Genomic DNA, 23,529 nt, shown 5'->3' with positions numbered 1-23,529 from the left:
CTATACCTCATCAATAGATTGACCGGCTAATGCAGCGCGAATAGAAGCATCCATTCGGCGCGCAGCAAACTCTTGGCTTGCTTCATCAGCGTGTTTAATTCCATCTTCAATTGCTTGCGTATCTGTACTTTGACGTACTGTGATTAACGCTTCAATTGCTTGTAAAATTTCTGCTTGTTCTTCTTTGGATAGTAATGCATCGCCATCATTATTAAGCGCTACAACTAATCCTTCGATAACACGGTCTGCTTCAACTTGCTGCTCTGCTAATGCACGAGCTTGCATATCTTCTTTTGCAAATGTCATCGAGTCTTTCAGCATGTTTGCAACTTCATCATCGCTTAAACCATAAGAAGGCTTAACTTGGATATGGGACTGAACACCCGTACTTTTTTCCATTGCTGTTACTGATAAAAGTCCATCAGCATCTACTTGGTAAGTCACTCGGATATGCGCGGCACCCGCAGTCATCGGTGGAATGCCTTTTAATGAGAAGCGAGCAAGTGAGCGACCGTCTTCTACCATTTCACGCTCACCTTGAACAACGTGAACCATCATACCTGTTTGACCATCTTTAAAAGTGGTGAATTCTTGCGCTTTCGCTACAGGGATAGTGGTATTACGTGGAATGATTTTTTCAACCAAGCCACCCATGGTTTCAATACCTAAAGACAATGGGATAACATCAAGCAATAACATTTCAGCATCTGGTTTATTACCGACTAAAATATCCGCTTGAATGGCAGCACCAATAGCAACCACTTGATCAGGATCGATGCTGGTTAATGGTGTTTTGCCAAAATAGTCACCAACAGAGCTGCGAACAATAGGTGTTCTTGTTGAACCGCCAACCATAACCACTTCCATTACTTCTTCAGAGGTAATGTCCGCATCTTTTAGAGCACGGCGACAAGCCATTAGTGTTTTCTTTACTAATGATTGAATTAATTGATTAAAAATTTCAACCGTAATACTGCCTGACCATTCTTTAAAAGAAACCGTTACTGAATCTGCATCTGACAATGCCACTTTAGTTTCTGTTGCTAATGTTAAAAGCTCACGTTGTTCTTGATTAGAAAGTGCAGATGTAATGCCTGCTTGGTCTTTAACCCATTGAGCTAATGCATGATCGAAATCATCACCACCCAGTGCTGAATCACCACCTGTTGCTAATACTTCAAATACACCTTTTGATAAACGTAAGATTGAAATATCAAATGTACCACCACCAAGATCATAGACTGCAATAACCCCTTCCTGACCTGAATCTAAGCCATAAGCAATCGCTGCGGCTGTTGGTTCATTCAACAAACGTAAAACGTTTAAGCCTGCAAGTGTCGCGGCATCTTTGGTTCCTGCGCGCTGAGCATCATCAAAATAAGCCGGTACTGTAATTACAACACCTTCAAGATCACCACCTAACGTTGCTTGAGCACGGTTAGATAATGATTTAAGGATCTCTGCTGATACTTGAACTGGATTAACATCACCTTGAGGTGTACTAATCACAGGTAACCCATTATCACTTTCTGTAAATTGGTAAGGTAAATCAGGGTAACGCGCTTGAATGTCTTTCAATGAACGTCCCATTAAGCGTTTTACAGAAATAATGGTATTTTGAGGATCAGAAGCGGCTGATTGATAAGCGTTGGCACCCACACAAATTTTATCGTTTTGATATTGCACTACGGACGGAAGAATTACGTTACCTTTTGTATCAGGTAATGTATTTGCTTCACCACTTCGAACCGAAGCGACCAATGAGTTAGTTGTGCCTAAATCGATGCCGACTGCTAGTTTATGTTGATGTGGTGCAGCACTTTGTCCAGGCTCAGAAATTTGTAGAAATGCCATGGGTAATATCCTTCACTTAATTAATCTAACAAAGATTAATTTAATAATTTATCTTCTAACTTTTCGACTTCTTGATTGAGCTTATCAATAAACTTTAGTTTACGTACGCTTTGTGCCGCCTCTTGCCATGCATCCACGTCTAATTGCTGTTTCAATTCAGCTAATTGTGATTTACGCATTGCGGAAACATTTTCAGAAAAATCAAATAGTGCACTTTCAGGATCTGAACTTGATGAGATATCTTCTAGCTCTTCTCGCAGTTCCATTTGTTGCATTAAAAACATCGGGTCTTGCATCGTCGTTTGTTCACCACGAATGTCATGACCTTGTTCTGAAAGTAGGTATTCTGCACGGGAGACTGGATTTTTTAGCGTTTGATAAGCGTCGTTAATTTGTGCCGCTTTTTGAACGGAAAGTAAACGGTCACGTTCTGACGAAGTCGCGAAGTTATCAGGGTGGAATCGTTTCTGCAATTCACGGAATTGAGCAGAAAGAAGGCCACCATCCAGTTCAAACTGGTTTGGTAGCCCAAATAATTCAAAATGATTCATAGTTAACGTTATGCTCTATACGTTGAAGCTTTCACCACACCCACATTCACTTTTTACGTTTGGATTGTTGAATTGGAAACCTTCATTTAGACCTTCTTTGGCAAAATCTAATTCTGTTCCATCCATGTAAGCTAAGCTTTTTGGATCGATGATAATCTTAACCCCAAATTCTTCAAACACTTGGTCTTCTTCGTTTAGCTCATCAACAAATTCAAGAATATACGCCATACCAGAGCAACCAGAGGTTCTTACGCCTAAACGTAGACCAATGCCTTTTCCTCGGTTTTCAAGAAATGTTTGAACACGGCTTGCTGCTGCTTCAGTTACTGAAATGGCCATACTACAACCTTTACTATATTTGTTTTGTGGTCATGGGTGTCGTTAGTCAATAACGACCTATATTAGACAATAAAGCGCCTATTTACACGATATCACGTAAACAAGACGCTTTATAACGTTACTTAATCTTAGTGTTTATTGCGGTAGTCAGATACCGCTGCTTTAATCGCATCTTCCGCCAAGATTGAACAGTGAACTTTCACTGGTGGTAATTCTAGCTCTTCAGCGATTTCAGCATTTTTAAGTGCTGCTGCTTCGTCTAGAGTTTTACCTTTAACCCACTCAGTAACTAATGAGCTTGATGCGATTGCTGAACCACAACCGTATGTTTTAAATTTTGCGTCTTCAATAATACCTTCTGGAGATACTTTGATTTGCAACTTCATTACATCACCACACGCTGGTGCACCAACCATACCGCTACCAACGGATGGATCATCTTTTTCAAATGAACCAACATTACGTGGGTTTTCGTAGTGATCGATTACTTTTTCGCTATAAGCCATGATAAATACCTCTAAATTCTGGAACGTCCGTGTTAGTGGTGTGCCCACTCAACCGTGTTTAAGTCGATGCCTTCTTTATACATATCCCATAATGGAGACATATCACGCAGTTTATTTACTGCTTGGCTAATTTGTGTGATTGCATGATCAATCTCTTCTTCCGTCGTATAACGACCAAATGAGAAACGAATTGAACTGTGTGCTAGCTCATCATTCAGACCTAACGCACGCAATACATACGATGGTTCAAGACTTGCTGAAGTACATGCTGAACCTGAAGAAACCGCAAGATCTTTTAGTGCCATTAATAATGACTCACCTTCAACAAACTCAAAGCTGATGTTCAAGTTATGCGGTACACGCTGGTCTAAATCACCATTAATGTGTACAGCTTCCATATCCTTAACGCCATCAAGAAGACGATCGCGCATTGCTAAACAATGATCATAATCTTTTTGCATCTCTTCTTTTGCGATACGACACGCTTCACCCATACCAACGATTTGGTGGGTTGCTAACGTACCAGAACGGAAACCACGCTCATGACCACCGCCGTGCATTTGTGCTTCTAAACGAATACGAGGTTTACGGCGAACGTACAATGCACCAATGCCTTTAGGGCCATACATTTTATGAGCAGAAAGTGAAATTAAATCTACTTTCATTTCTTGTACATCAAGAGGAATTTTACCTGCAGATTGTGCTGCATCAACATGGAAAATAATTTTACGTGAGCGACAAAGCTCGCCCATTGCTGCGATGTCTTGAGTCACACCAATTTCATTGTTTACATGCATAATAGAAACAAGCACGGTATCTTCACGCATTGCTGCTTCTAATTTAGCTAGGTCAACTAAACCATTAGATTCAGGATCTAGGTAAGTAACCTCATAGCCTTCACGCTCAAGCTGACGGCATGGGTCAAGAACGGCTTTATGCTCAGTTTTACAAGTAATAACGTGCTTACCTTTCTTATGGTAGAAATGTGCAGCACCTTTAATTGCAAGGTTATCTGATTCTGTAGCGCCTGATGTAAATACGATCTCACGTGGGTCAGCATTTAATAAAGCGGCAATATTGTCACGAGCAGTATCTACTGCTTCTTCAGCCTGCCAGCCGTAGCGGTGTGAACGTGATGCAGGGTTACCAAAGCATCCGTCCATTGTCATATGTTGAACCATTTTATTCGCTACACGCTCATCAACAGGACAAGTCGCCGAATAATCAAAGTAAATTGGCAGTTTCATTTTCATCTCCGAGAATACAGACGTTTGACCGTCAAAGGCGGACATTAACACCCACAGAATTTGTTATTTTAGAACCCGTTGCTAACCCATTATTTAAGGCTGCATCGATATTTTGTCTATCTGATACTTGTTGAACTTCATTATCAATCATAAGCTCACCAAGAGTAATACCATCTAAGAAGCTACTAATTCGTGAACTTAAATCACGCCACAAGGTGTGCGTTAAACAACGTGTCCCACCTTGGCAGCCTTCTTTACCATGACATTTAGTTGCGTCAACTGATTCATCAACCGCTGAAATAACCATTCCAACCGCAATTTCATTCGGTTTTAAGCCTAAGCGGTAACCACCACCTGGACCTCTAACGCTAGCAACTAAACCGGCTTTACGTAATCTAGAGAATAATTGTTCAAGATAAGATAATGAAATCCCTTGTCTCTCCGAAATATCGGCAAGTGGCACAGGGCCTTCTTGTGCATGCAAGGCAACATCAAGCATTGCTGTTACTGCATACCTTCCCTTCGAAGTTAATTTCATAAGTTACCTCATATCCACACTATTCGTATGGAATGAAGTTTCCCATACCTGACTATTTTGGTCAAGTATTTATCCTACTATTTTGGTCAAGTATTATAACTTGATGATAATTATTCTTTTATGCTTCTTTCTACCGCAGTTAAAATACCGCGTAATGTACGTAATTCATGCGTTTCTGGACGAGCGCGATTAAACATGCGGCGCATTTTATTCATCACTTGTCCTGGATGAGCCTTATTAATAAAGTCAGTGTCTGTCATGACTTTTTCAAGGTGCTCATAAAATAATTCTAATTCGTGATTTAAAGGGTATTCCGCTTCTTTTGACTCCCCTTTATATGCTTGGCTATCTAACCAAGCAACACGAGCTTCATAACTGATTGTTTGTACTGCCATTGCTAGATTCAATGAGCTGTATTCTGGATTCGCCGGGATACATACATGGAAATGACATTTTTGTAATTCGTCATTTGTTAACCCAACTCTTTCTCGACCAAATACAAACGCAATTGGGTGAGATGGTGCTTCTTCTATTGCTTTAACCCCTGCTTCGCGAGGCTCTAGCATTGGCCATTCAAGCGTTCTCGAGCGAGCACTTGACCCAATCACTAAACCACAATCAGAAATCGCTTCATCTAAGGTATTAACAATACGCGCTCGATTCGCAATATCACTTGCACCTGCCGCTAATGCGATGGCTTGACCATCAACTTCACACTCTGGAGCAACTAATACCATATTAGTTAAGCCCATTACTTTCATTGCACGAGCCGCTGACCCAATGTTTCCTGAATGGCTAGTACCAACAAGAACAATACGAATTCTATCTAGCATGTTAATTTTTCCATATGATGAAAAGAGCCGCCGGATACTATCATAAAGCAATATCCCTTTCTTCTTTATATACCAGAGATTTTAACCCACAATCGCTTTTTTTATAATAAAGGCACCAACTGAACAAAAAATAAACGCTTCCTTTTGAACGTTAGTTTATGTATACTCGCGGCCGATTTCTGTTCTTTAACATCTTTTGGGATATAACTATGCATCCAATGCTAAATATTGCTATACGTACTGCGCGTAAAGCCGGTGACTTTGTTGCTAAATCTTTTGAGCAAACTGACAAAATTGAAACAACAAAAAAAGGCAATAACGAGTTTATTACGAACATCGAAAACGATGCTCAATACATGCTTGTTGACATGATCAAGAAATCTTACCCTGATCACAGCATCATTTCTGAAGAGTCTGGCCTAATCGAAGGCAAAGACGCTGACGTTCAATGGATCATTGACCCATTAGATGGCACGACTAACTTCGTTAAAGGTATCCCACACTTCTCTATCTCTATTGCGGTTCGCATTAAAGGCCGTACAGAAGTGGCTTGTGTATACGATCCAATCCGTAATGAATTATTCACAGCTCAACGTGGTGCTGGTGCTCAACGCAACAACCAACGTGTTCGTGTTCAAGAATTAAAAGACATGAACGAAACAATTCTTGCGACTGGCCTTCCATACCGTCAAAAACAACACGCTGAAAGCTACTCTAAAGTATTAAGCGCTATGTTTGTTGAATGTTCTGATATCCGTAGCTCTGGTTGTCCTTCTCTAGATTTATGTTACCTAGCTGCAGCTCGCATCGATGGTTTCTTCGCTCTTGGCCTTAAGCCTTGGGAAATGGCAGCAGCAGATCTAATCGCTCGTGAATCTGGCGTTATCTGTACTGACTTCACTGGCAACACTGACTACATGAAAACTGGTAGCCTAGTAGCTGGTAGCCCACGTATCGTTAAGTCTATGCTTAAGAAAATCCGTGAAAACGGCAGCGAAGCAATGGCTAAATAATCTTAATTGATTACCAAGATTTGAATTAAAAATCTTGATTAAAAAAAGGGAAGTGAGTGTATCTCACTTCCCTTTTTTATTATCTTTAACACTATTTTCTATAACTCTATATCCCAAGCAAACTCTGTCATTAATCTCTGCCACGTTTCATCAACGTTTGCTTTTATTACAATATTTTCATCCGTAATTGGATGAGTAAAGCTCAGCTCTGATGCATGTAATAACAAACGATGGCTGTCTAAATTTTCTTTAAATAATCGATTATGCTTACCATCACCATGACTGGTATCCCCTACGATTGGGTGACGCAAATGTGCCATGTGACGACGAAGCTGATGTTTTCTGCCGGTATGAGGTTTAAGTTCCATTAAGCAATAACGACTGGTTGGAAATTTACCGGTTGAATAAGGTAACTCTACCTTAGCTAATGGTTTGTATTCCGTAATAGCCTCTTTCGCTTCCACTTCTTTTGATGCTTTTTTATCAGCAATTTTATCCAGTTCTTTTTTCAACGGATAATCTAGTGTGTCAGCTTCTTCTATCCAACCACGCACTATCGCATGGTAAGTTTTCTTAATTTCTCGACTCGCAAATAGCGGTGAAACTTGAGCGGCAATCTCACTTGATAATGCAAAAAACAATATACCTGATGTAGGTCTATCTAAACGGTGCAATGGAAAAACATGCTGACCAATTTGATCTCGCAATGTCTGCATAGCAAAAACCGTTTCATGCTTATCTAACCACGAACGATGAACTAACATGCCTGCTGGTTTATTAATCGCAATTAAGTGCTCGTCACGATAAACGATCTCAAGCTCAATTGGCTCAACCTGCTCTTCCAATAACTCATCGTGAGTCACTGCGTTTTCTTCTGTATTCACTTTATTTACCTAATACATCAATGGCGTGACATAAACGAACTATTTCAATGTAACCATCAACATCTTTTAATGCTTCTTCAATATAAGGTGCAATCGAAAACCCTTTTGGTGTCGGTTGACCATGAGAAATTAGCTGATTCATTTTAGGAATGAAAATCCACTGTAGCCATTCAGTAGCAGATAAGGTGTCGATTGAAAAAGGTTCTGTACTTGATAAATCAGCTATCGATGGTGCTGTACTTTGCCAGTGCCCATGATATTCCAATTGTTGAGCTAGCTGCTCTAGTAACTCTGATAATACTAACGATGCTGTCATAACCGATTGAACTCGCACTCTCTGATACTTTTAATGACAAAGGATACCATCTTATCAAGGCTTGGGTATAATCACGATATTAACCATAGAATAAGACATATCATGGACCAGATTTATACGCTTAGCCAACTGATACAACAATCAGACTGTGAATACACAATTTATGATTTAGGTCGTCGTGTACAACCTATTTCAAATAAACAATTTGAATCCATAGAAGCAGCTCAGCAGCCTTATCCTTTTCCTCTTCAGCGCTATGCCCATCTAGCGATAGCTTACTGGAATAAAACTCAGCAACCTTGGATTTGGTTTTTAAAACTACCATTAGATGAACGCGGTTTATTACAACAAGGCGATATTGGTAACTTTATTAAATATGTTGTTGAAGCGATTGGTGTGTCATTAAGTGGCGATTTAAACGAAGAGCAACAACAAAAGCTGGCTAATAACCCTTATACTTTTAAGCCTAAAGACGACAAAATGGCTATGTTTCATAGCTTATTACGTTCTGATTTAAAGCAATCCATGAGTCAGTATTATGAACATGCCCAAACCTACCTTTCAGGTAAGAATGGTTGGGATAACTGGCAGTTTGTTGGTGTTCAGGGCTTAGCTGATGTATGCGCAAACCTAAATAAAGAAAACAATGGCACAGTATTACGCAAAGCATTATCTCATTTACCTACTACCGTTTTATACGCCACTCTTGGTTGTTTAGAGCATGTAGATCTACCAGAAAAATTAGCACAAAAGCAGCTAGATATTGTCACTGATCTTTGTGCTGATGATAATGCTGACCTATTTTTACTGTCGGCACATATCCGCGCCCTTTCAGGTGCTTCAAATCCTATCTTAACTCAGGCATTAACAAACGTTCTATCAAGCGAACGATTAAGTCACCCTGAAGTATTAGTGGCGGTAGCTGGCCGTTGTTGGGCTGGATTAGAAGATATAGTAACTGCAAATTTATTCTTACTACGTTTAGCTCAAACAGGCGATCAACAACTGTTCAATCAACTGTTTGCTGATTTAGTTATGCAACCTAAATTACGTATGTGTATGCTACAGATCCTTCATGGAGAAGCAGATCCTAAGTTAGCAGATGCACTATTAACTTTACAGCAAACGACTAAGAGCTAATGATATGGATAATCTTTTTGCGATACTTGGCTTAACCTTTTTCTGCTTTCTTTTTTGGCAGCAACGAAGACAATCAGAATATGCACACCAAGCAATTCAACATTATTGTAAAAAAATGGAATTGCAGCTATTAAGTGTCGCAAGAGGATCTTATGGGTTTACATTACCTAGTGGTAAAAAGCGTTTATATACGACTTATGAATTTGAATTTTCATCCATTGGTGATGATCATTATACAGGGAAATTAATCATGATCGGTTTTAAAGCTGCGAAGTTTAATTTACCTCCATATCGTATGGCTCAAGAATATTAGTCGCGTTTATTACTACATTAATAAATTTTGAAAATTGAGCAGGTACTAACTTAGCTACCCGCTCAACCCTCCCCTTATTTTATAAGCTTGAGATTACCACCACGCTTCCCACATAGCCCCTACAGCAAATGTATCTTGCTTACCCGTTTCTCCACGAGTTAAATCTACCTCTGTATTTGAATCACCAACCGTTGCATAGAATCTCAACATTGGGCGTGCTCCAGAGTCCATATCAAAGCTGATGTTTTGAGATAGCGTGACTTTCCATGCGTCGTTTTGTCCACTTTGATTATCAAAATCAACCACAGAATAACCCGCTTCTAACCAAGTGGAATGAATGCTGTTCCATGCATAAGTAGGTCGAACAATGGCACTGTAGTTCGCTCGATCATCTTTACTTGCATTCTTATCTTCTAGCGATTGATAACCCGCTAAGTATTCAATATTGGTTTGATTACTTATAACCAATTTACCTTCTAATTGCATAAGCAATGTAGTGAGGTCTTCTGTTTTATTAAAGATATTATTATCGACATTGTTGCCATAACGAGTAACAAACTGATTCGTCATTGCACCATAAGTATGATCAAGTTGAATTGCTAGTTGGTATGAATCGATATCATCCACATAGCACTGTTTATCCACCCCAGTACCTGTACATGTTTGTGTATCTTTATCTGTCTCTGTATTTTTAGAAGAGAAGCCATAGTTAGCATACAGCGATAAGGCTAATGCATCTGTCAGGTTAATATCATGCAATTTAGAGGTAATCGCGTAATTTCCGCTATCACCAGTACCGCCATTGTCATCAACTTGCGCTACTGCTGCCATATCAAATTTTACACTACCAAACTCAAGGTTTTTAATACCTGTACCTTGAGCATCATTCTGCATCCAGAAATAATCGTTCAATCCTGTTTGAGGACGGTTATGGAAATCTCTACCCGCCCAAATATAAGCATTAGGTTGTGATTCAAAAACATTCGTAGCCCCCGCATAGAATTTTTTCAAACCAACTTCATCTCCCCAATGCTCTAACATTAAAACGACATCCCAAATAGTGCCATTATCAGAGACAAATCCTTTCGCAAATTGAAATTCTCCCCCATTGCTTTCGTTACCTAAACGACCGGTAGCATTCCCAATCAATTGACCGTCAGCAGAAACGTATTTCTCTGTGTCATCTGAAAAGTGAAAACCATAACGAGCGTAGCCTGAAAATACAATTCCATCAGGTATATCAGTTTCAGGCGAAATAACTAAGGGTTGTTGATCATCTAATTGGATATTATCGAGCAATTCTGTTTCAGCCAAAATAATTGGTGAAGAAAGTGCAGCTGTAACAGCAAAAGCAACAGGTAATAACTTCATTTTATATTCCTTTAAATATTTAGACAGCAAAATTCAAATCAATGCAAAAACGCACTAATTAAAGTTATTTATTTATTCTCTATTTAATTATTAAGCACTTAATTAAATACATTCAAATACATTCAAATACAGGAAGTATTAACTATTAAGTTAATCACATGACTTTTATATTTATATATATTTTATTCAGTATAATTTAAGGAAGATATTTAAAAACACCCGAATTTATTATAAATTTACTCAGGTATTTATATTAGTTAATTTATTATTTATTATTTTCCATACTAGAATCACGAATAATAAGATCCCCAGTTAATACTTCGGTAGTTGGTTTTATTTCTTTATCCGAGATTAACGCTAATGCTTTATTCATTGCTAGTTGTGTTATTTCTTGTATTGGTACATTAATTGTTGTTAATGCAGGAGATAAGAACGCTGATATCTCATCATTATCAATACCTACAATTGAAATGTCTTCAGGTACTCGCAAGTTCATTTCTTTTAATGCCTTTATTGCCCCTAGCGCTAAATGATCATTAAAACAAAATATAGCGGTAATTTTATCTGATTTACTCAGTAGTTCTTTACACGCTTGATAACCATCTTCCAACTTACCGTGCTTCACGATTGTTAAGCTCTCATCGTAATATACACCATGCTTTTCTAGTGTTTCTTTCGCACCTTGCAATCTTATTTGTCCTGTACTTGAAGCTAGACTAAGAGTGATAATTGCAATGTTTTTATGTTTCAATTCAATAAGGTGTTCTATTGCCATTCGGCTTGCATCATATTGATCAAAAGCAACGGCATGCCCTAACCCATCAGGTAATGTTCTATTTATAACAACTAAAGGAATAGGTAGTGTTTCTTGAATCTTACAGTAATCAGTCGCAGTCATGGTTCGGCTATAAATTAAAATAGCATCACACTTTCTAGCGACTAATGAATTAATGGCTTCTATTTCGGTTTCAAGTTGGTTGTGACCATCAGTAACAATTAACTGCTTACCTGATTCTTCTGCAATTCTTGTCGCTTCTTTGAGTAAAATACCAAAATAATAACCATCAAAGAAAGAGACTATAAGACCAATGCTATTTGAACTATTTGTTGCCAATGCTTGAGCGACAAGGCTCGGTTTATAGTTCAATGTTTCCATTGCATCAAAAATCAGTTTTTTGGTTTCTTCTTTTACCGGCCCTTTCCCATTCATTACACGAGAAACAGTCGCTTTAGAAACACCAGCAAGCTTACACACATCATTAATTGTTGCCATTCACTCACCAAATACACCCAAAAAGAATTAGCGTAATAATAGCTAAGTTATTACGCTAAATACACTTTATTATTTATTCTGCAAAGCTCGATGGATCTCTATCAACTCTTGAATCATTTCTTTTGCAAGCATAGAAGTCATTATATGATCTTGAGCATGCACCATAATTAAATTTACCGGGACTTTACCTTCCCCTTCATCAAGACCAATTAATTGCGTTTGCACATCATGCGCTCTTTTTGATGCTTCTGCTGATTGCTTTAATAACTCATCAACTTTATCCCATTCACCCGATTTTGCAGCTCGAAGTGCTTCCATTGCGCATGATTTTGATTCACCCGCATTAATGATCAGTTCCATTACTGTAGTTTCTAGTTCTTCACCAACTAACATCGCTTTATTCCTATTTAATTTGATTGGTCATTGATAAAAAGTGATAAACAGATCCAATTAATCCGCTGTCATTATTAAACGTACTTTGTTCAATAGTGACTAACTCTTTAACATTAAATTTATTTATTGATGATTGCGTTTGTATAATCTCTTCAATTTTATCTTCTATATTTAAAATCAAATCATCCCGATTGCTTATTGCGCCACCAATAATAATTTTCTCTGGATTTAAAATAAACGTTAAATTATATATACCAATGGCTATATTTTTATAGAAATCGTCAATAACATTAATTGCAATATTATCTCCAGACTCTGCTAATTTAAATATATCTTTACCTGATAGATTTTCAATACTATTAATATTCTTTAATTTAGAATATCGACGTCTAAGTCCTTCTCTTACTGATGCGGTAAAACTCATTGTTGCTGTCGCTTTATCTTCGATATCAAATATATTCTTTGTGAACATATAACCAAATTCACCCGCCATGAAACCATGACCTCGAACCATTTGATTATTGATATAGATAGCACCACCAATACCAGTACCTATCGTAATGCAGATAAAATTATCCACTGATTGTGCTTTACCAAGCCATTTTTCAGCTAAAGCCACACAATTAACGTCATTTTCTAATTCAACTGGTAATGACAATTTTTCAATCATTACCTCTTTAAATTGAAACCCGTAAAAATCATCAATGGCTCCACCGGTTTTTAAATATCCCGTATTTACATCAACAAAACCAGGTAATGAAAAAGCCGCACCATCAAACGTGTATCGTGTAGACCATTGCTCTTTTATATCAACAATGGTTTGAATGATTTGCTCCCCACGTGGCTCAGTTTGCACCTTGCCTTGTTCTAGAATGTGGCCGTGTTCATTCAGCACGCCAAACTTAATGTCTGTTCCACCAATATCAAACGATAAATACGTTGCCATAATTCGACTTTCCCACTTCTAATCTAACACTAGATATCTTCACCACGAGTCGCAATAACATCTTTAAACCAGTGGAAAGATGCTTTTTTCTTACGCTCTAATCCATTTTGATGGTCAACATAAATGAAACCATATTGCTTTTTATAGCCATTTAACCAGCTTAATAAGTCAATCGCTGACCAAGCGTAGTAGCCTTTAATATGTACTCCACGACGAACCGCTTCTTTTACTGCACCTAAATGCTCTTTAATGAAATTGATTCTTGGAATATCACACACTTCACCTTCAATGATTGGATCTTCATCACCTAACCCATTTTCGGTAATATAAAGTTTAATTTGACCGTAATGCTCTTTCAGCATTTCAAGCCCGCCAACAAACCCTTCTGGTGAAATTTCCCAGTCCCATTTCGTGTATTTTTTATCTTCCATTTTGACTGTGCGGTACACATTGTCATAACTTGGGTTACCAGGAGATCCTGTCGAATTTTCACGAGTGATAACACGAGCTTCAACATCACCTTGAATTTTTTCAACACGCTGTGGTTGATAGTAATTCAGTCCCATAAAGTCATTCAAAGGCGCGGCTTCAAAAATAGTTTGTAGCTCTTCATCTGTCCAATCAGGTAAGTTCCCTTCTTCTTGTAGTTGCTTAACTACGTATTCAGGATATTTACCAAGCAGAATAGGATCATAGAACCAGTTCATACTAAATTGATTCGCATGCATTGCAGCAAAATGACTCGCCTCTGACTCATCGACTCCAAACGCTGGGCTAAACACATGGCTCAAACCAATTTCACCAAATTGGTTTAATTTTTTGTATTCAATAACCGCTTTAGCATGGGCATAAAATACGTTGTGTGTTGCTTGGAAATATTTTTTTGGATCATTTTTAATACCTGGAGGATGCGCGCCCGCCATATAACCTAGAGCACAAAATACAACCGTTTCATTGAAAGTAATGAAGTGTTTAACTCGATCACCAAATTCATTAAAGCATAGTTTGGCAAACTCAATGTATGCATCACCAGTTGCTTTATTTAACCATGCGCCCTCTTTTTCAAGAGGCAATGGTAGATCCCAATGATAAAGCGTTACAAATGGAACGATGCCGTACTTCAAACATTCATCAATCAGGTTGTTATAAAAATCAATGCCTTTCTGATTAATCTTGCCTGTTCCATTCGGAAATATACGAGCCCAAGAAATAGAAAAACGGTAAGACTCTAAGCCCATTTCAGCCATTAATGCGATGTCTTCTTTGTAGCGATTGTAGTGATCAACCGCAACATCCCCATTTGTCCCTTCAAAGGTTTTTCCTGGGATTTTAGTAAATTCATCCCAGTTAGTAAGCCCTTTACCGTCTTGATCCCATGCTCCTTCAACCTGATAAGAAGCGGTCGCGGCACCAAATAAAAAGTCATTTGCAAATTTCATATCGAATTCCTGTTTTACTTCAACAGTAGTGTAAATATAGCCAACTGAAGTATTAATTTAATACGGCCTAAGTAACGGCCTAGGCCTGTAGATATTGTTAAGCTAAAAGAACAAGCGCATCATCTAAGATTTTTTCACCTTTCATCATGCCGTAATCCATCATGTCGATAACTTCTACTTTCTTATTAACATCGTCAGCTAACTTCTGAAGTTCATCTTTCTTAAAACGAATTTGAGGACCTAATAAAAACAAATCGTACTCAGCTAAATAATCTTGAATCGTCTCAACACCATGGGCCTCAATATGAACCTTAATGCCTTTTTTCTCTGCCGACTCGCGCATCTTTTTAACGACCATTGATGTAGACATACCCGCTGCACATAATAATAAAATCTTTTTCATAATAACCTCGATAATAATCTAATCTGTTTTAATTAAGCTGTTGTTGTTTCTGTTTCTGGCGCCGCTGATTTAGCTTCTTCTTGCGCTGTTAATTTGTCTAAATATTTAAAGAATGGGAAATACACACACACTGTCATACAAAATACTGCTACCTGTAATACAGCGGCACTCCATCCTCCAACAATAAATCCACTTAATACCATAGGTGTCGTCCAAGGCACTTGAACTGCCGTGAATGGTCCAACAAACCCCATGTTAATTGAGGTGTAAACCATGACAGCTGACAGCACAGGTGCAGTAACAAATGGAATAAACATAATTGGGTTAAAGATGATTGGTGTTGCGAAAATTACAGGCTCATTGATATTAAAGATTCCAGGAATAAAAGAGAGGCGGCCTAGCTGCTTAAACTGAACAGAGCGAGCAAATAAAACCATGCAACACACCAAGCCAAAAGTAAGACCTGAACCACCGACTGTGATAAATTGGTCAACAAATTGGTTAGTTACTATCTTGCCATTTTCACCCGCAATTAGAACGTCACCGGCATTAACAATTGATTGGTTATGAAGCGCATTCGCCGTTACGATTGGTCCCATAATTCCCATAACAATGACTGGACCATGAACACCACACCACCAAAGTAGAGAAATAAGCAAAGCGATACCTACTGCACCAAAGAAAGAGTCAGACATGCTTTGCAGCGGTGTTTGAATAATATGGTAAATAGTTTCAATAAACGTTCTTTCAAAAACCACCTCAAAAAAGATATACGTCAAGAAAGCAAGTGTGATAATTAGAAAGCCAGGAATAAGAGATTTAAAGGCATTTGATACCCCTTCAGGCACACTATCAGGTAGCTTGATAACCCAGTTACGGTTAAAGGCCATTGAGTAAATCATACCGACAACTAAACCAATAACGATAGCTGCAATCATGCCTTTACCACCAAGGAAGGCTTTCGGTATCACTCCACCGATATGCGTCACACCGTCTGGCGCAACCACAAAAGCGTTCATTACGATAAGTAGAGAAACAATGGCTAATACCCCCGCATTTACGCCGTTGTGTCCTTCATACTTCACGTAGGTATACGCAATACCAAAAGCACCAATCAGTGCCAAAATATCAAACGTTGCACCAACCACTTGAAATAACGGTGTTGACCATTCGGCACCAAAAATTCCCGCCATAAATTGGTCATAGCCGTCAATCGGAACAAAAGCCAGTAATAAAAATACTGAACCAATGATGGTCAATGGCATGGTTAGCATGAAGCCTTCTTTAATAGCTACAATTGGTTTTGAATTAACTACCTTTAAAAGCTTAGGAAGGATTTTATTTACCTTCTCCATTATTGTGCTTTGTATCGTTGCCGCTTGCGTACTCATTTTTCACCCCTGAATTGAATTTTAAACATGCGAAATCATAAACTGAAAGCAATGTAACCGGTTTCAGTAACCGGTTACATTGCATGTTTGAGCAAATTTGATTCAACTCACGCTTATTAATTAAACGCATAATAAAAATGTGATCTATGTAATTTATTACTTATAGGTATTAGGTAAATGTATTTTTGAAGGAGGGGAAAAAAGAAAAACCCCACTAAGCTTTCGCCTAATGGGGTTATAACCTTACTTGCAGCAATCCGGCTACCCGTATGCTCCATGCATCAAATCCTTGATAGTATGCTGAATCCGTCAGCCTATTCCTTTCGCGCTATCCTAGCGGTGTCCATAATCCAATCCTGATCCGTTAACAATCCTTCGCTAACTCTCTTCACTTAATCCTTAAGCGGTGTCCTTTACATCATCCTGATGTCTAATCCTTCCTCTATCCTAGAGCTGTCCATTGTCTTTCCTTAGTAGTAACCATCCTAGCTACTATTGAATCCATTCAATGTCCAATTTTGCTTTCCATGCCGATTACTCATCCTAAGTAACCGAGAGCCTCATCCTGAAGCGTACCAAATCCTTGGTGAGTTCCTGTTCCGTGTCAGCACCCTTCCGACACCAATAAGATTACGCTTTTCACTTTTTTGAACAATACCCTAACTCTTCTTTCATTAAATAAATACGAGACACGTCATAACAACATTTAATAAAACTCATTACAAACAACAAATTAAGATGCACAACACTGATTAACACTATAAATAAAACGACATATCTCAGATTACAGTGAGAGATCTCTTACAAGGTTTCTCTGTTATTTCTACCCTATTTTCTACTAGGTCGATAAACGTTAGTCAAACCTAAGTAATACCAATGTAACTAATTAGATGATTTATTATGTAGGAAAATAACTTAGAGTAAGACAATAATTCTTATAAGTAGTTATTCTACAATAATAATTTTTAACGTAGCTATTGAGTGATTTAACCAGTAATAATGACCAGATAATTATTAGAATTGGTATAATTTACCTCTATGGTGCATTGAGGCAGTATTCGATATCATGGCTTTAGATGATATATAGGAAGTTAGAATGAAAAATGTAACGGAAGAGCTGCAAACAATAATGCAAGATTTAATTAATGAAGGGAAAAAACCAACAACAGCCTTAGTTAAATCTCGCCTAAGTACTCAAGTTCCTATGCCAGCAATTATTACTGCAATTAAATCCTTTCAGGCCAGTGCTCATGTTCCTAAAATTGAAGTACTTGAAAATACATTAACTGCCGATGAGCGTATCATTCAGCTTGAACAACAAGTAAAAGAATTAACCCAGCGTTTAAACGCTTTGGAGAATAAATAATGCAAATTTGGGTAGATGCTGATGCATGTCCAAAAGTCGTAAAAGAAGTGCTTTGCCGTGCTGCGACGCGTACTGGTATCCAACTGACTTTTGTCGCAAACCACTATATTCCGGTACCAACCGCTTTTAATATTAAATCAATACAGGTTGAATCTGGTTTTGATGTTGCAGATGATGAAATCGTAAGGCGCTCAGAAGCTGGTGATTTAGTGATCAGCGGGGATATTCCATTGGCTGCAGAATTAATTGCCAAAAAAGTGCAAGTTCTGAATCCTCGTGGAGAGCTTTATACAGAAGCAACCATTAAAGCTCGTCTAAATATCCGAGATTTTATGGAAACAATGCGTGCCAGTGGAATTCAAACCGGAGGTCCTGCTGCATTATCACAAACCGATCGACGTGAATTTGCTAATCAACTGGATCGCATTCTTGCTAAATTCAAGAAATAGAAAGTTAAAAATAAATCAAAATGGGAGCTCATTATGAGCTCCCATTGGTTTATCTGTATACAAGTTAATTAATCTTTAAAATCCCAAGACAGGTTACTCACTAACCTACATTCATCGCATTTAAAATCAAACACTTCATGAATTGGTTCTTCTAATGCCCAATCACCGTCACACACAGGGCATTTACGCGCTAACTCTTTTTCTTTACTCTCGCCAGCCACACGATAAATATACAAATACGTTGGAATCCCACTGACTACCGCCATACGACGACATAAATCCCAACCACGTTTAAATAAATGACTCTTACTTGAGCTTATCTCGTGTAATGATGGATGCTCAACCACAGAGCCATTCATCTGCAACTGGTCACACGCACTCCAATCTTCTTGCCATTTAATAAATTGTTTTTGATCGCCATTAGCAACGGGAGGTAAGCGATAAAGAGGAATGGGTTGAAATGTCTCACCATGACGAATTGGAGAACAAGTATGTAAATGGCTGGTATACAATATCTGCCAACTCACTTTATCACTCTCATCACTTGGATCAGAATTCATATCTTGGCCTACCACTTTTACTTTTGGTTGTAATAAACCAAAATCACTTAATTGTTTAAACGCTAAATTCACTTGTGGGCTGTGATTATCAGGATGAAGAGAGTCTTCTTCAGGACAAATCACACGAGCAACAAAGTTTGTGCCTTTCATTACAACAGGTAATTCACGACCAATCACTTGTCCGTTATAACGTAAACAATCCAAACAATAATTAATCGCCTTCTCTACTGCAGCCATTGAAGTATCGCAGTAAATTTCAAAATCTAACTCAGTGACAAACATTAACGCTTATTTCCTACTACAACGTGTAAATAAAAATTCCGATAAGCATACCTTTATCGGAATTCATTTAATTATGATCTTTCTAGGGCATACCAACCGGTGGATTAAGCAACAACCGGTTCAAGCTTCTCTAAAAACTCAGCCATATTCTCAGCCAATACTTTGCGTTTCTTTGTACCCACTGTATCTAAAATTACTTCACCAGACTGGTTACAAATAGAAATGACTTCCATTTCATCATCAGTCACCGCAATAAATAATGTTGGCACTAACTTTAATCGACGTTGCATCACAAGATGACCAAGCATATTACCTTGTAAATTTTCTAAGTCTTCATCACTCCAAACTTGAAGTAATTCAATATTCATATCCTCAAATTTAGCGGCCATATCTGCGCTAAATTGAGCACCATAAAACGCATGAAAATCATCATGAAGATCCAACTCAATACCTTTTTCAATATTAACTAATCGAATACTTTCTTCACGAGTAATAGGTTGCCATAAGATCTCTAAATCACGAGTTTCATCTATACAAGGAGAAGCTAATCCCACTAATTCTTCATTTATCGGAAGGCTATCATGTTTGACTTTCCATGCTTCCACATAACGTTGACTAAAGTTAGCAAGCGCTTGCTCTACCGAAAGTGGCATTCGATTCTCCTAATAAGACAAAAATTCAAGTAAACTAGCGCTAATTGTATCAAATAGCGCTAATTTATTAAGCGATCTCTATTCTAATCTACTTTTGGCATTTTCAATATGACTAAATACACTAACGCTGATGAGCTAAAATCACTGACTCTTGGCCAGAAAACTGAATACAAACATAGCTATGAGCCAGAATTATTGCAGGCCGTTCCTCGCAGTTTAAATCGTGATGATCTTGAACTTGGTGATGAATTACCTTTTGTTGGTTGTGATGTATGGACACTGTATGAACTGTCTTGGTTAAACCAAAATGGATTACCTCAAGTTGCGGTTGGCGATGTCACCTTACCAGCGACAAGTCCTAATCTTGTTGAGTCAAAATCATTTAAATTATATTTGAATAGTTTTAACCAAACTAAATTCTCTTCATGGAATGAAGTAACTCGTACACTAATACAAGATTTAAGTGCATGTGCGGGTGGCGAAGTCACCGTTGAAATGCACCCAGTACAAGCGTACTCACAGCAACCTATTGTCGATATGCAAGGCGAGTGCATTGATAACCAAGACATCGTTATTGATGATTATGAGTTTGATGCTGAGTATTTACAATCAAGCACACTAGAAGAAATGGTAAGTGAGACATTACACAGCCACTTACTAAAATCAAATTGCCTTATTACTAATCAGCCCGACTGGGGCAGTGTTGAAATTAATTACGAAGGTAAAAAAATTGATCGTGAAAAGCTACTTCGTTACTTAATTTCTTTCCGTCAACATAATGAGTTTCATGAACAGTGTGTTGAACGTATCTACACCGACATTATGAAATACTGTAAACCAAACTCATTAACAGTATTTGCTCGTTACACCCGTCGTGGCGGACTTGATATTAATCCATTCCGTAGTTCATATTTAGCAAAACCAGAACATAACCTACGTTTAGCTCGACAATAAGAACTCAAGAATTAAAAGCGTTTAAAATGATGAGTTTTGTCTACTTGGAACCGTATTCTTAGTAGACAAATTTCACTATATCGCTAGTATGTAATGGTTGTCTTTTAGTGGATCATTACATGTCTTTGCGCCAGTGCCTTCTTATTCTTTTTGTTTTTTTCCCGCTTTCTGCGTGGGCTAAATTTTTCTCTGCGCCTATTTTAAACGACGCTTATCAATTATTGGATACTAACCCAGAACAAGCACGATCTATTGCTCAACAATACTTAGAGCAACGCCAAATCTCGCCAGAGCAAGATCCGAATCGTATTCATATTAACAATGATTCAGAACGAACCATCCGCACACCTATCAGCACAGTTGAAGCTTTTCAAATTAAAGCATTAGCAAACAAACGTCTTGATCGTAACCGTGAATCAATCGAAGCAATTAAACAAGCAATTACTCTTGCTAAAGATTTTAATTTAAAGTCAGGTTACCTAGAATCAAAGCTCATCTATTCAAGTTTATGGTGGAACTTAACTCAAGATGTCGATGAGACAAATACTATTTTGAAAGAAATTTCCGCCGAATTAAATGAATACAATAAACACATACCATTGAATCAAAAGATCTACTTTGGATTAGCTTTAGTTCATGCTGAAGTTGAATCATTTCAAGGAAACAACAGCCATGCGCAACAATATTATAAACAGGCTATGTCTCATGGAAGCGCCCTTAATGATCCGACTAGTATGATTTATTATCACATTTCTTATGGTAAGTATTTTTTAAAAAATAAACAGTTTGACCAAGCGCTAACTGAGCTATTAAGTGCTTACTGGCAGTCAATTGAAGCAGATAGAAGTGGGCAGTTAGCAACGACTAACTATTTACTTGGCCAATTATTTTTCCAAAGACAGGTATTAGATAAAGCATTAGAACATGCCTCACAATCTGCCGAATTTTATGGCCGATACAATAACAGCGAACAGCTCTCTAATGTCCTAACTTTAATTGCTCAAATACACTTAAAACAGGGACGATTTAACTTAGCCTTAGTGCAATATTTCAATGCTCTTGACCAAGAAAAAGAAAAAAACAACGTCGATAAGTTAATCTCATTACGTTTAGACATCGCAAATACCTATTTCTTACTTTACAACTATGCTCTCAGTGAGCACTACCTTAAACAAGCAAACAACCTTAATGAATATGTGAATTTACCTGAACAAAAAGCGTGTTCGTCCCTATTGCAGGCGAAGCTTTATCTCGTAAATAATAAAGCCGACCTTGCTGTTCAACAAATACAGCAAGCGATAAAATACAGTAAAAAAGATAATGACTTGCGCTTAAAATTACAGTCACAAAAACTGTTATCAAAAACTTACGAAAAAATGGGGCAATACCAACTCGCGTTAAAAGCTCAAAGAGAATATGAAACACTGAATTCATCAATCCAAGCAGTACAGAATGAAATCAACGAAGACGTATTTAGACAACAAAAAAGCATCATTGAGCAATCACTGCATTATCAAGGCTTAGAAGAACAACTGAAAGAGAACCACCTACAAACTCGAAAAATACAAAAAATAGCCGGATTCTTATTGGTTCTATTAACGTTAATTTCTATCTATGCCTTTAGACAACAACAAGTTAATCGTTTTCTTAAAAAGCGTCTGCACCTACTATTGAATAAATATTACACTCATCCACGAAGTGGATTACGCAATTTTCGTCTATTAACGGAAAGACTGCCCTCCTCTTTACAGCAAAGCAGTTCAAACATAGAACAATGGCATTTAGGTGAATTAATAAATGAACCACTGAGTGACCGTCTTCGATTTACTCTGTTTCACGTACCTATGTTGCAAGAGTTATACTTTACTCATGGCTACCAAGAAGGGTTATCAATCGAGAAGGCATTTGGGGATTACTTATCAACAGTAGTTACTCTGCCAAGTCGAATCTATCATTTTTCTGATGCTAGTTTTCTATACATTGAGCATAAATCCGATTCAACATCAAATGCCCAAGAAATGGCAGAAACCGTTCAATCTTGGATAAACAATTTTGAATCCCAAACAATGACAGATAGAACCGTTAATATAGGTATGGTGGAATATCCATTCTTACCACGAGCTTATACCGCTATTAATGATCGTGAATTAATTGATATTTTACTTATGGCAACCAACACAGCTTGCGATATTAGTTCTGAAGATTCTGGCAGTCAATGGGTTCATTATCGAGCCATTGATAATGCGCCTGCAGCGAGTTTTGCTAGCAATAATATTATTTCAGCGTGCAAGCAAGCAATTAACCAAGGCTTAATTAAAGTCATGACATCCAAACAATAAACTTCGGATTTGGCTTATGCATCACAAATTTAATAATAATCATTAGTGAATGATTATCAATTAAACAAACGGCATACTTTTTTTAGTCTGTTAATTATAAATTTGTTATTATGCCCAACTGGCCTTATCAATAATTTTATATTTTTTATAACATATGAATTACTCTCTAAACTATT

Annotated in this window: 25 protein-coding genes; 7 read left to right on the top strand and 18 right to left on the bottom strand. The window is 37.8% G+C overall.

Translation table 11 applies throughout. From position 1 onward, the window contains the following. The 7 genes from hscA to trmJ all read right to left on the bottom strand — a co-directional run bounded on the left by hscA (window position 1) and on the right by trmJ (window position 5,868). Window positions 1-1,854 carry a Fe-S protein assembly chaperone HscA gene (gene hscA / locus BTO22_RS02410; RefSeq protein ID WP_105054126.1) on the bottom strand — a complete coding sequence of 618 codons (1,854 nt, stop codon included), beginning with the start codon at window positions 1,852-1,854 and terminating at the stop codon, window positions 1-3. Window positions 1,855-1,889: 35 nt separating this feature from the next. Continuing rightward, complete coding sequence (gene hscB / locus BTO22_RS02405; RefSeq protein WP_060993657.1) at window positions 1,890-2,405, bottom strand: co-chaperone HscB; 516 nt, start codon at window positions 2,403-2,405, stop codon at window positions 1,890-1,892. A gap of 15 nt (window positions 2,406-2,420) precedes the next feature. Then, window positions 2,421-2,744 carry an iron-sulfur cluster assembly protein IscA gene (iscA, locus tag BTO22_RS02400; protein ID WP_045101378.1) on the bottom strand — a complete coding sequence of 108 codons (324 nt, stop codon included), beginning with the start codon at window positions 2,742-2,744 and terminating at the stop codon, window positions 2,421-2,423. 128 nt (window positions 2,745-2,872) lie between these two features. Next, complete coding sequence (gene iscU, locus BTO22_RS02395; RefSeq protein ID WP_045101377.1) at window positions 2,873-3,250, bottom strand: Fe-S cluster assembly scaffold IscU; 378 nt, start codon at window positions 3,248-3,250, stop codon at window positions 2,873-2,875. Between the two features lie 32 nt (window positions 3,251-3,282). Next, window positions 3,283-4,497 (bottom strand): IscS subfamily cysteine desulfurase, encoded by a 1,215-nt coding sequence (locus BTO22_RS02390; protein ID WP_105054125.1) that lies wholly within the window; start codon window positions 4,495-4,497, stop codon window positions 3,283-3,285. Window positions 4,498-4,528: 31 nt separating this feature from the next. Further along, window positions 4,529-5,035 carry a Fe-S cluster assembly transcriptional regulator IscR gene (iscR, locus tag BTO22_RS02385; protein ID WP_060993659.1) on the bottom strand — a complete coding sequence of 169 codons (507 nt, stop codon included), beginning with the start codon at window positions 5,033-5,035 and terminating at the stop codon, window positions 4,529-4,531. Window positions 5,036-5,145: 110 nt separating this feature from the next. Continuing rightward, entirely contained in the window at window positions 5,146-5,868 is a 723-nt protein-coding gene (gene trmJ, locus BTO22_RS02380) for a tRNA (cytosine(32)/uridine(32)-2'-O)-methyltransferase TrmJ (protein WP_060993660.1), read from the bottom strand. 209 nt (window positions 5,869-6,077) lie between these two features. Here trmJ and suhB point away from each other — a divergent pair, with 209 nt between their 5' ends. Then, window positions 6,078-6,881, top strand: coding sequence for an inositol-1-monophosphatase (gene suhB / locus BTO22_RS02375; protein ID WP_060993661.1), 804 nt, complete (start codon window positions 6,078-6,080; stop codon window positions 6,879-6,881). A gap of 98 nt (window positions 6,882-6,979) precedes the next feature. Here the strand turns inward: suhB and truC are convergent, their stop codons facing one another. Together truC and BTO22_RS02365 are read right to left on the bottom strand one after the other, a co-directional pair. Beyond that, window positions 6,980-7,765, bottom strand: a complete 786-nt coding sequence (gene truC, locus BTO22_RS02370; protein ID WP_060993662.1) for a tRNA pseudouridine(65) synthase TruC — start codon at window positions 7,763-7,765, stop codon at window positions 6,980-6,982. A 1-nt stretch (window position 7,766) separates the two neighbouring features. Further along, window positions 7,767-8,081 (bottom strand): YqcC family protein, encoded by a 315-nt coding sequence (locus BTO22_RS02365; RefSeq protein WP_060993707.1) that lies wholly within the window; start codon window positions 8,079-8,081, stop codon window positions 7,767-7,769. A 102-nt stretch (window positions 8,082-8,183) separates the two neighbouring features. On the opposite strand from BTO22_RS02365, the gene BTO22_RS02360 reads away from it, so the two are divergent. Next, on the top strand, window positions 8,184-9,221 hold the full coding sequence (locus tag BTO22_RS02360) for a DUF3549 family protein (RefSeq protein ID WP_105054124.1): 1,038 nt from the start codon (window positions 8,184-8,186) through the stop codon (window positions 9,219-9,221). 4 nt (window positions 9,222-9,225) lie between these two features. Next, complete coding sequence (locus BTO22_RS02355) at window positions 9,226-9,534, top strand: DUF3301 domain-containing protein (RefSeq protein ID WP_060993664.1); 309 nt, start codon at window positions 9,226-9,228, stop codon at window positions 9,532-9,534. A 93-nt stretch (window positions 9,535-9,627) separates the two neighbouring features. On the opposite strand, the gene BTO22_RS02350 is transcribed toward BTO22_RS02355, so the two are convergent. From BTO22_RS02350 to BTO22_RS02320, 7 genes are all read right to left on the bottom strand, one after another. Further along, entirely contained in the window at window positions 9,628-10,905 is a 1,278-nt protein-coding gene (locus tag BTO22_RS02350) for a carbohydrate porin (RefSeq protein ID WP_105054123.1), read from the bottom strand. Between the two features lie 265 nt (window positions 10,906-11,170). Beyond that, window positions 11,171-12,178 carry a LacI family DNA-binding transcriptional regulator gene (locus BTO22_RS02345; protein ID WP_060993666.1) on the bottom strand — a complete coding sequence of 336 codons (1,008 nt, stop codon included), beginning with the start codon at window positions 12,176-12,178 and terminating at the stop codon, window positions 11,171-11,173. Between the two features lie 69 nt (window positions 12,179-12,247). Then, complete coding sequence (locus tag BTO22_RS02340; protein ID WP_105054122.1) at window positions 12,248-12,571, bottom strand: PTS lactose/cellobiose transporter subunit IIA; 324 nt, start codon at window positions 12,569-12,571, stop codon at window positions 12,248-12,250. Window positions 12,572-12,581: 10 nt separating this feature from the next. Continuing rightward, window positions 12,582-13,517: an ROK family protein gene (locus BTO22_RS02335; RefSeq protein WP_105054121.1), complete on the bottom strand. Its 936-nt coding sequence runs from the start codon at window positions 13,515-13,517 to the stop codon at window positions 12,582-12,584. A gap of 29 nt (window positions 13,518-13,546) precedes the next feature. Next, window positions 13,547-14,956: a glycoside hydrolase family 1 protein gene (locus tag BTO22_RS02330; RefSeq protein WP_105054120.1), complete on the bottom strand. Its 1,410-nt coding sequence runs from the start codon at window positions 14,954-14,956 to the stop codon at window positions 13,547-13,549. 97 nt (window positions 14,957-15,053) lie between these two features. Then, window positions 15,054-15,359 carry a PTS sugar transporter subunit IIB gene (locus BTO22_RS02325; RefSeq protein WP_105054119.1) on the bottom strand — a complete coding sequence of 102 codons (306 nt, stop codon included), beginning with the start codon at window positions 15,357-15,359 and terminating at the stop codon, window positions 15,054-15,056. A gap of 32 nt (window positions 15,360-15,391) precedes the next feature. After that, window positions 15,392-16,750: a PTS sugar transporter subunit IIC gene (locus BTO22_RS02320; RefSeq protein ID WP_105054118.1), complete on the bottom strand. Its 1,359-nt coding sequence runs from the start codon at window positions 16,748-16,750 to the stop codon at window positions 15,392-15,394. A gap of 1,096 nt (window positions 16,751-17,846) precedes the next feature. Between BTO22_RS02320 and BTO22_RS02315 the strand changes: the two genes are divergently transcribed. Together BTO22_RS02315 and BTO22_RS02310 are read left to right on the top strand one after the other, a co-directional pair. Then, entirely contained in the window at window positions 17,847-18,116 is a 270-nt protein-coding gene (locus tag BTO22_RS02315; protein WP_105054117.1) for a hypothetical protein, read from the top strand. Next, window positions 18,116-18,565: a YaiI/YqxD family protein gene (locus BTO22_RS02310; protein WP_061005246.1), complete on the top strand. Its 450-nt coding sequence runs from the start codon at window positions 18,116-18,118 to the stop codon at window positions 18,563-18,565. The genes BTO22_RS02315 and BTO22_RS02310 overlap by 1 nt, the downstream gene beginning before the upstream one ends. Window positions 18,566-18,633: 68 nt before the next feature. Here BTO22_RS02310 and BTO22_RS02305 read toward each other — a convergent pair whose 3' ends face one another. Together BTO22_RS02305 and syd are read right to left on the bottom strand one after the other, a co-directional pair. Beyond that, complete coding sequence (locus BTO22_RS02305; RefSeq protein WP_105054116.1) at window positions 18,634-19,407, bottom strand: Zn-ribbon-containing protein; 774 nt, start codon at window positions 19,405-19,407, stop codon at window positions 18,634-18,636. 104 nt (window positions 19,408-19,511) lie between these two features. Next, complete coding sequence (syd, locus tag BTO22_RS02300) at window positions 19,512-20,060, bottom strand: SecY-interacting protein (protein ID WP_105054115.1); 549 nt, start codon at window positions 20,058-20,060, stop codon at window positions 19,512-19,514. Between the two features lie 108 nt (window positions 20,061-20,168). Between syd and queF the strand changes: the two genes are divergently transcribed. Both queF and BTO22_RS02290 read left to right on the top strand, forming a co-directional pair. Then, complete coding sequence (gene queF, locus BTO22_RS02295) at window positions 20,169-21,014, top strand: NADPH-dependent 7-cyano-7-deazaguanine reductase QueF (protein WP_105054114.1); 846 nt, start codon at window positions 20,169-20,171, stop codon at window positions 21,012-21,014. Window positions 21,015-21,133: 119 nt separating this feature from the next. Continuing rightward, a complete protein-coding gene (locus BTO22_RS02290) occupies window positions 21,134-23,353 on the top strand; it encodes a tetratricopeptide repeat protein (RefSeq protein ID WP_105054113.1) in 2,220 nt (739 codons plus the stop codon). Window positions 23,354-23,529: the final 176 nt, after the last annotated feature.

It is taken from the genome of Aliivibrio sifiae (assembly GCF_002954705.1).
Taxonomy (GTDB): Bacteria; Pseudomonadota; Gammaproteobacteria; order Enterobacterales; family Vibrionaceae; genus Aliivibrio; species Aliivibrio sifiae_A.
This window is presented reverse-complemented; position numbering and strand designations above follow the sequence as displayed.

Coding starts and splice junctions, on each gene's coding strand:
- BTO22_RS02315 (WP_105054117.1), top strand. CDS start 17,847: ATGAAAAATGTAACGGAAGAGCTGCAAACAATAATGCAAGATTTAATT.
- BTO22_RS02360 (WP_105054124.1), top strand. CDS start 8,184: ATGGACCAGATTTATACGCTTAGCCAACTGATACAACAATCAGACTGT.
- BTO22_RS02335 (WP_105054121.1), bottom strand. CDS start 13,517: ATGGCAACGTATTTATCGTTTGATATTGGTGGAACAGACATTAAGTTT.
- trmJ (WP_060993660.1), bottom strand. CDS start 5,868: ATGCTAGATAGAATTCGTATTGTTCTTGTTGGTACTAGCCATTCAGGA.
- BTO22_RS02305 (WP_105054116.1), bottom strand. CDS start 19,407: ATGTTTGTCACTGAGTTAGATTTTGAAATTTACTGCGATACTTCAATG.
- BTO22_RS02330 (WP_105054120.1), bottom strand. CDS start 14,956: ATGAAATTTGCAAATGACTTTTTATTTGGTGCCGCGACCGCTTCTTAT.
- BTO22_RS02345 (WP_060993666.1), bottom strand. CDS start 12,178: ATGGCAACAATTAATGATGTGTGTAAGCTTGCTGGTGTTTCTAAAGCG.
- hscA (WP_105054126.1), bottom strand. CDS start 1,854: ATGGCATTTCTACAAATTTCTGAGCCTGGACAAAGTGCTGCACCACAT.
- syd (WP_105054115.1), bottom strand. CDS start 20,060: ATGCCACTTTCGGTAGAGCAAGCGCTTGCTAACTTTAGTCAACGTTAT.
- iscR (WP_060993659.1), bottom strand. CDS start 5,035: ATGAAATTAACTTCGAAGGGAAGGTATGCAGTAACAGCAATGCTTGAT.
- suhB (WP_060993661.1), top strand. CDS start 6,078: ATGCATCCAATGCTAAATATTGCTATACGTACTGCGCGTAAAGCCGGT.
- BTO22_RS02350 (WP_105054123.1), bottom strand. CDS start 10,905: ATGAAGTTATTACCTGTTGCTTTTGCTGTTACAGCTGCACTTTCTTCA.
- hscB (WP_060993657.1), bottom strand. CDS start 2,405: ATGAATCATTTTGAATTATTTGGGCTACCAAACCAGTTTGAACTGGAT.
- BTO22_RS02320 (WP_105054118.1), bottom strand. CDS start 16,750: ATGAGTACGCAAGCGGCAACGATACAAAGCACAATAATGGAGAAGGTA.
- BTO22_RS02325 (WP_105054119.1), bottom strand. CDS start 15,359: ATGAAAAAGATTTTATTATTATGTGCAGCGGGTATGTCTACATCAATG.
- queF (WP_105054114.1), top strand. CDS start 20,169: ATGACTAAATACACTAACGCTGATGAGCTAAAATCACTGACTCTTGGC.
- BTO22_RS02290 (WP_105054113.1), top strand. CDS start 21,134: ATGTCTTTGCGCCAGTGCCTTCTTATTCTTTTTGTTTTTTTCCCGCTT.
- BTO22_RS02340 (WP_105054122.1), bottom strand. CDS start 12,571: ATGTTAGTTGGTGAAGAACTAGAAACTACAGTAATGGAACTGATCATT.
- BTO22_RS02390 (WP_105054125.1), bottom strand. CDS start 4,497: ATGAAACTGCCAATTTACTTTGATTATTCGGCGACTTGTCCTGTTGAT.
- BTO22_RS02355 (WP_060993664.1), top strand. CDS start 9,226: ATGGATAATCTTTTTGCGATACTTGGCTTAACCTTTTTCTGCTTTCTT.
- BTO22_RS02365 (WP_060993707.1), bottom strand. CDS start 8,081: ATGACAGCATCGTTAGTATTATCAGAGTTACTAGAGCAGCTAGCTCAA.
- iscU (WP_045101377.1), bottom strand. CDS start 3,250: ATGGCTTATAGCGAAAAAGTAATCGATCACTACGAAAACCCACGTAAT.
- BTO22_RS02310 (WP_061005246.1), top strand. CDS start 18,116: ATGCAAATTTGGGTAGATGCTGATGCATGTCCAAAAGTCGTAAAAGAA.
- iscA (WP_045101378.1), bottom strand. CDS start 2,744: ATGGCCATTTCAGTAACTGAAGCAGCAGCAAGCCGTGTTCAAACATTT.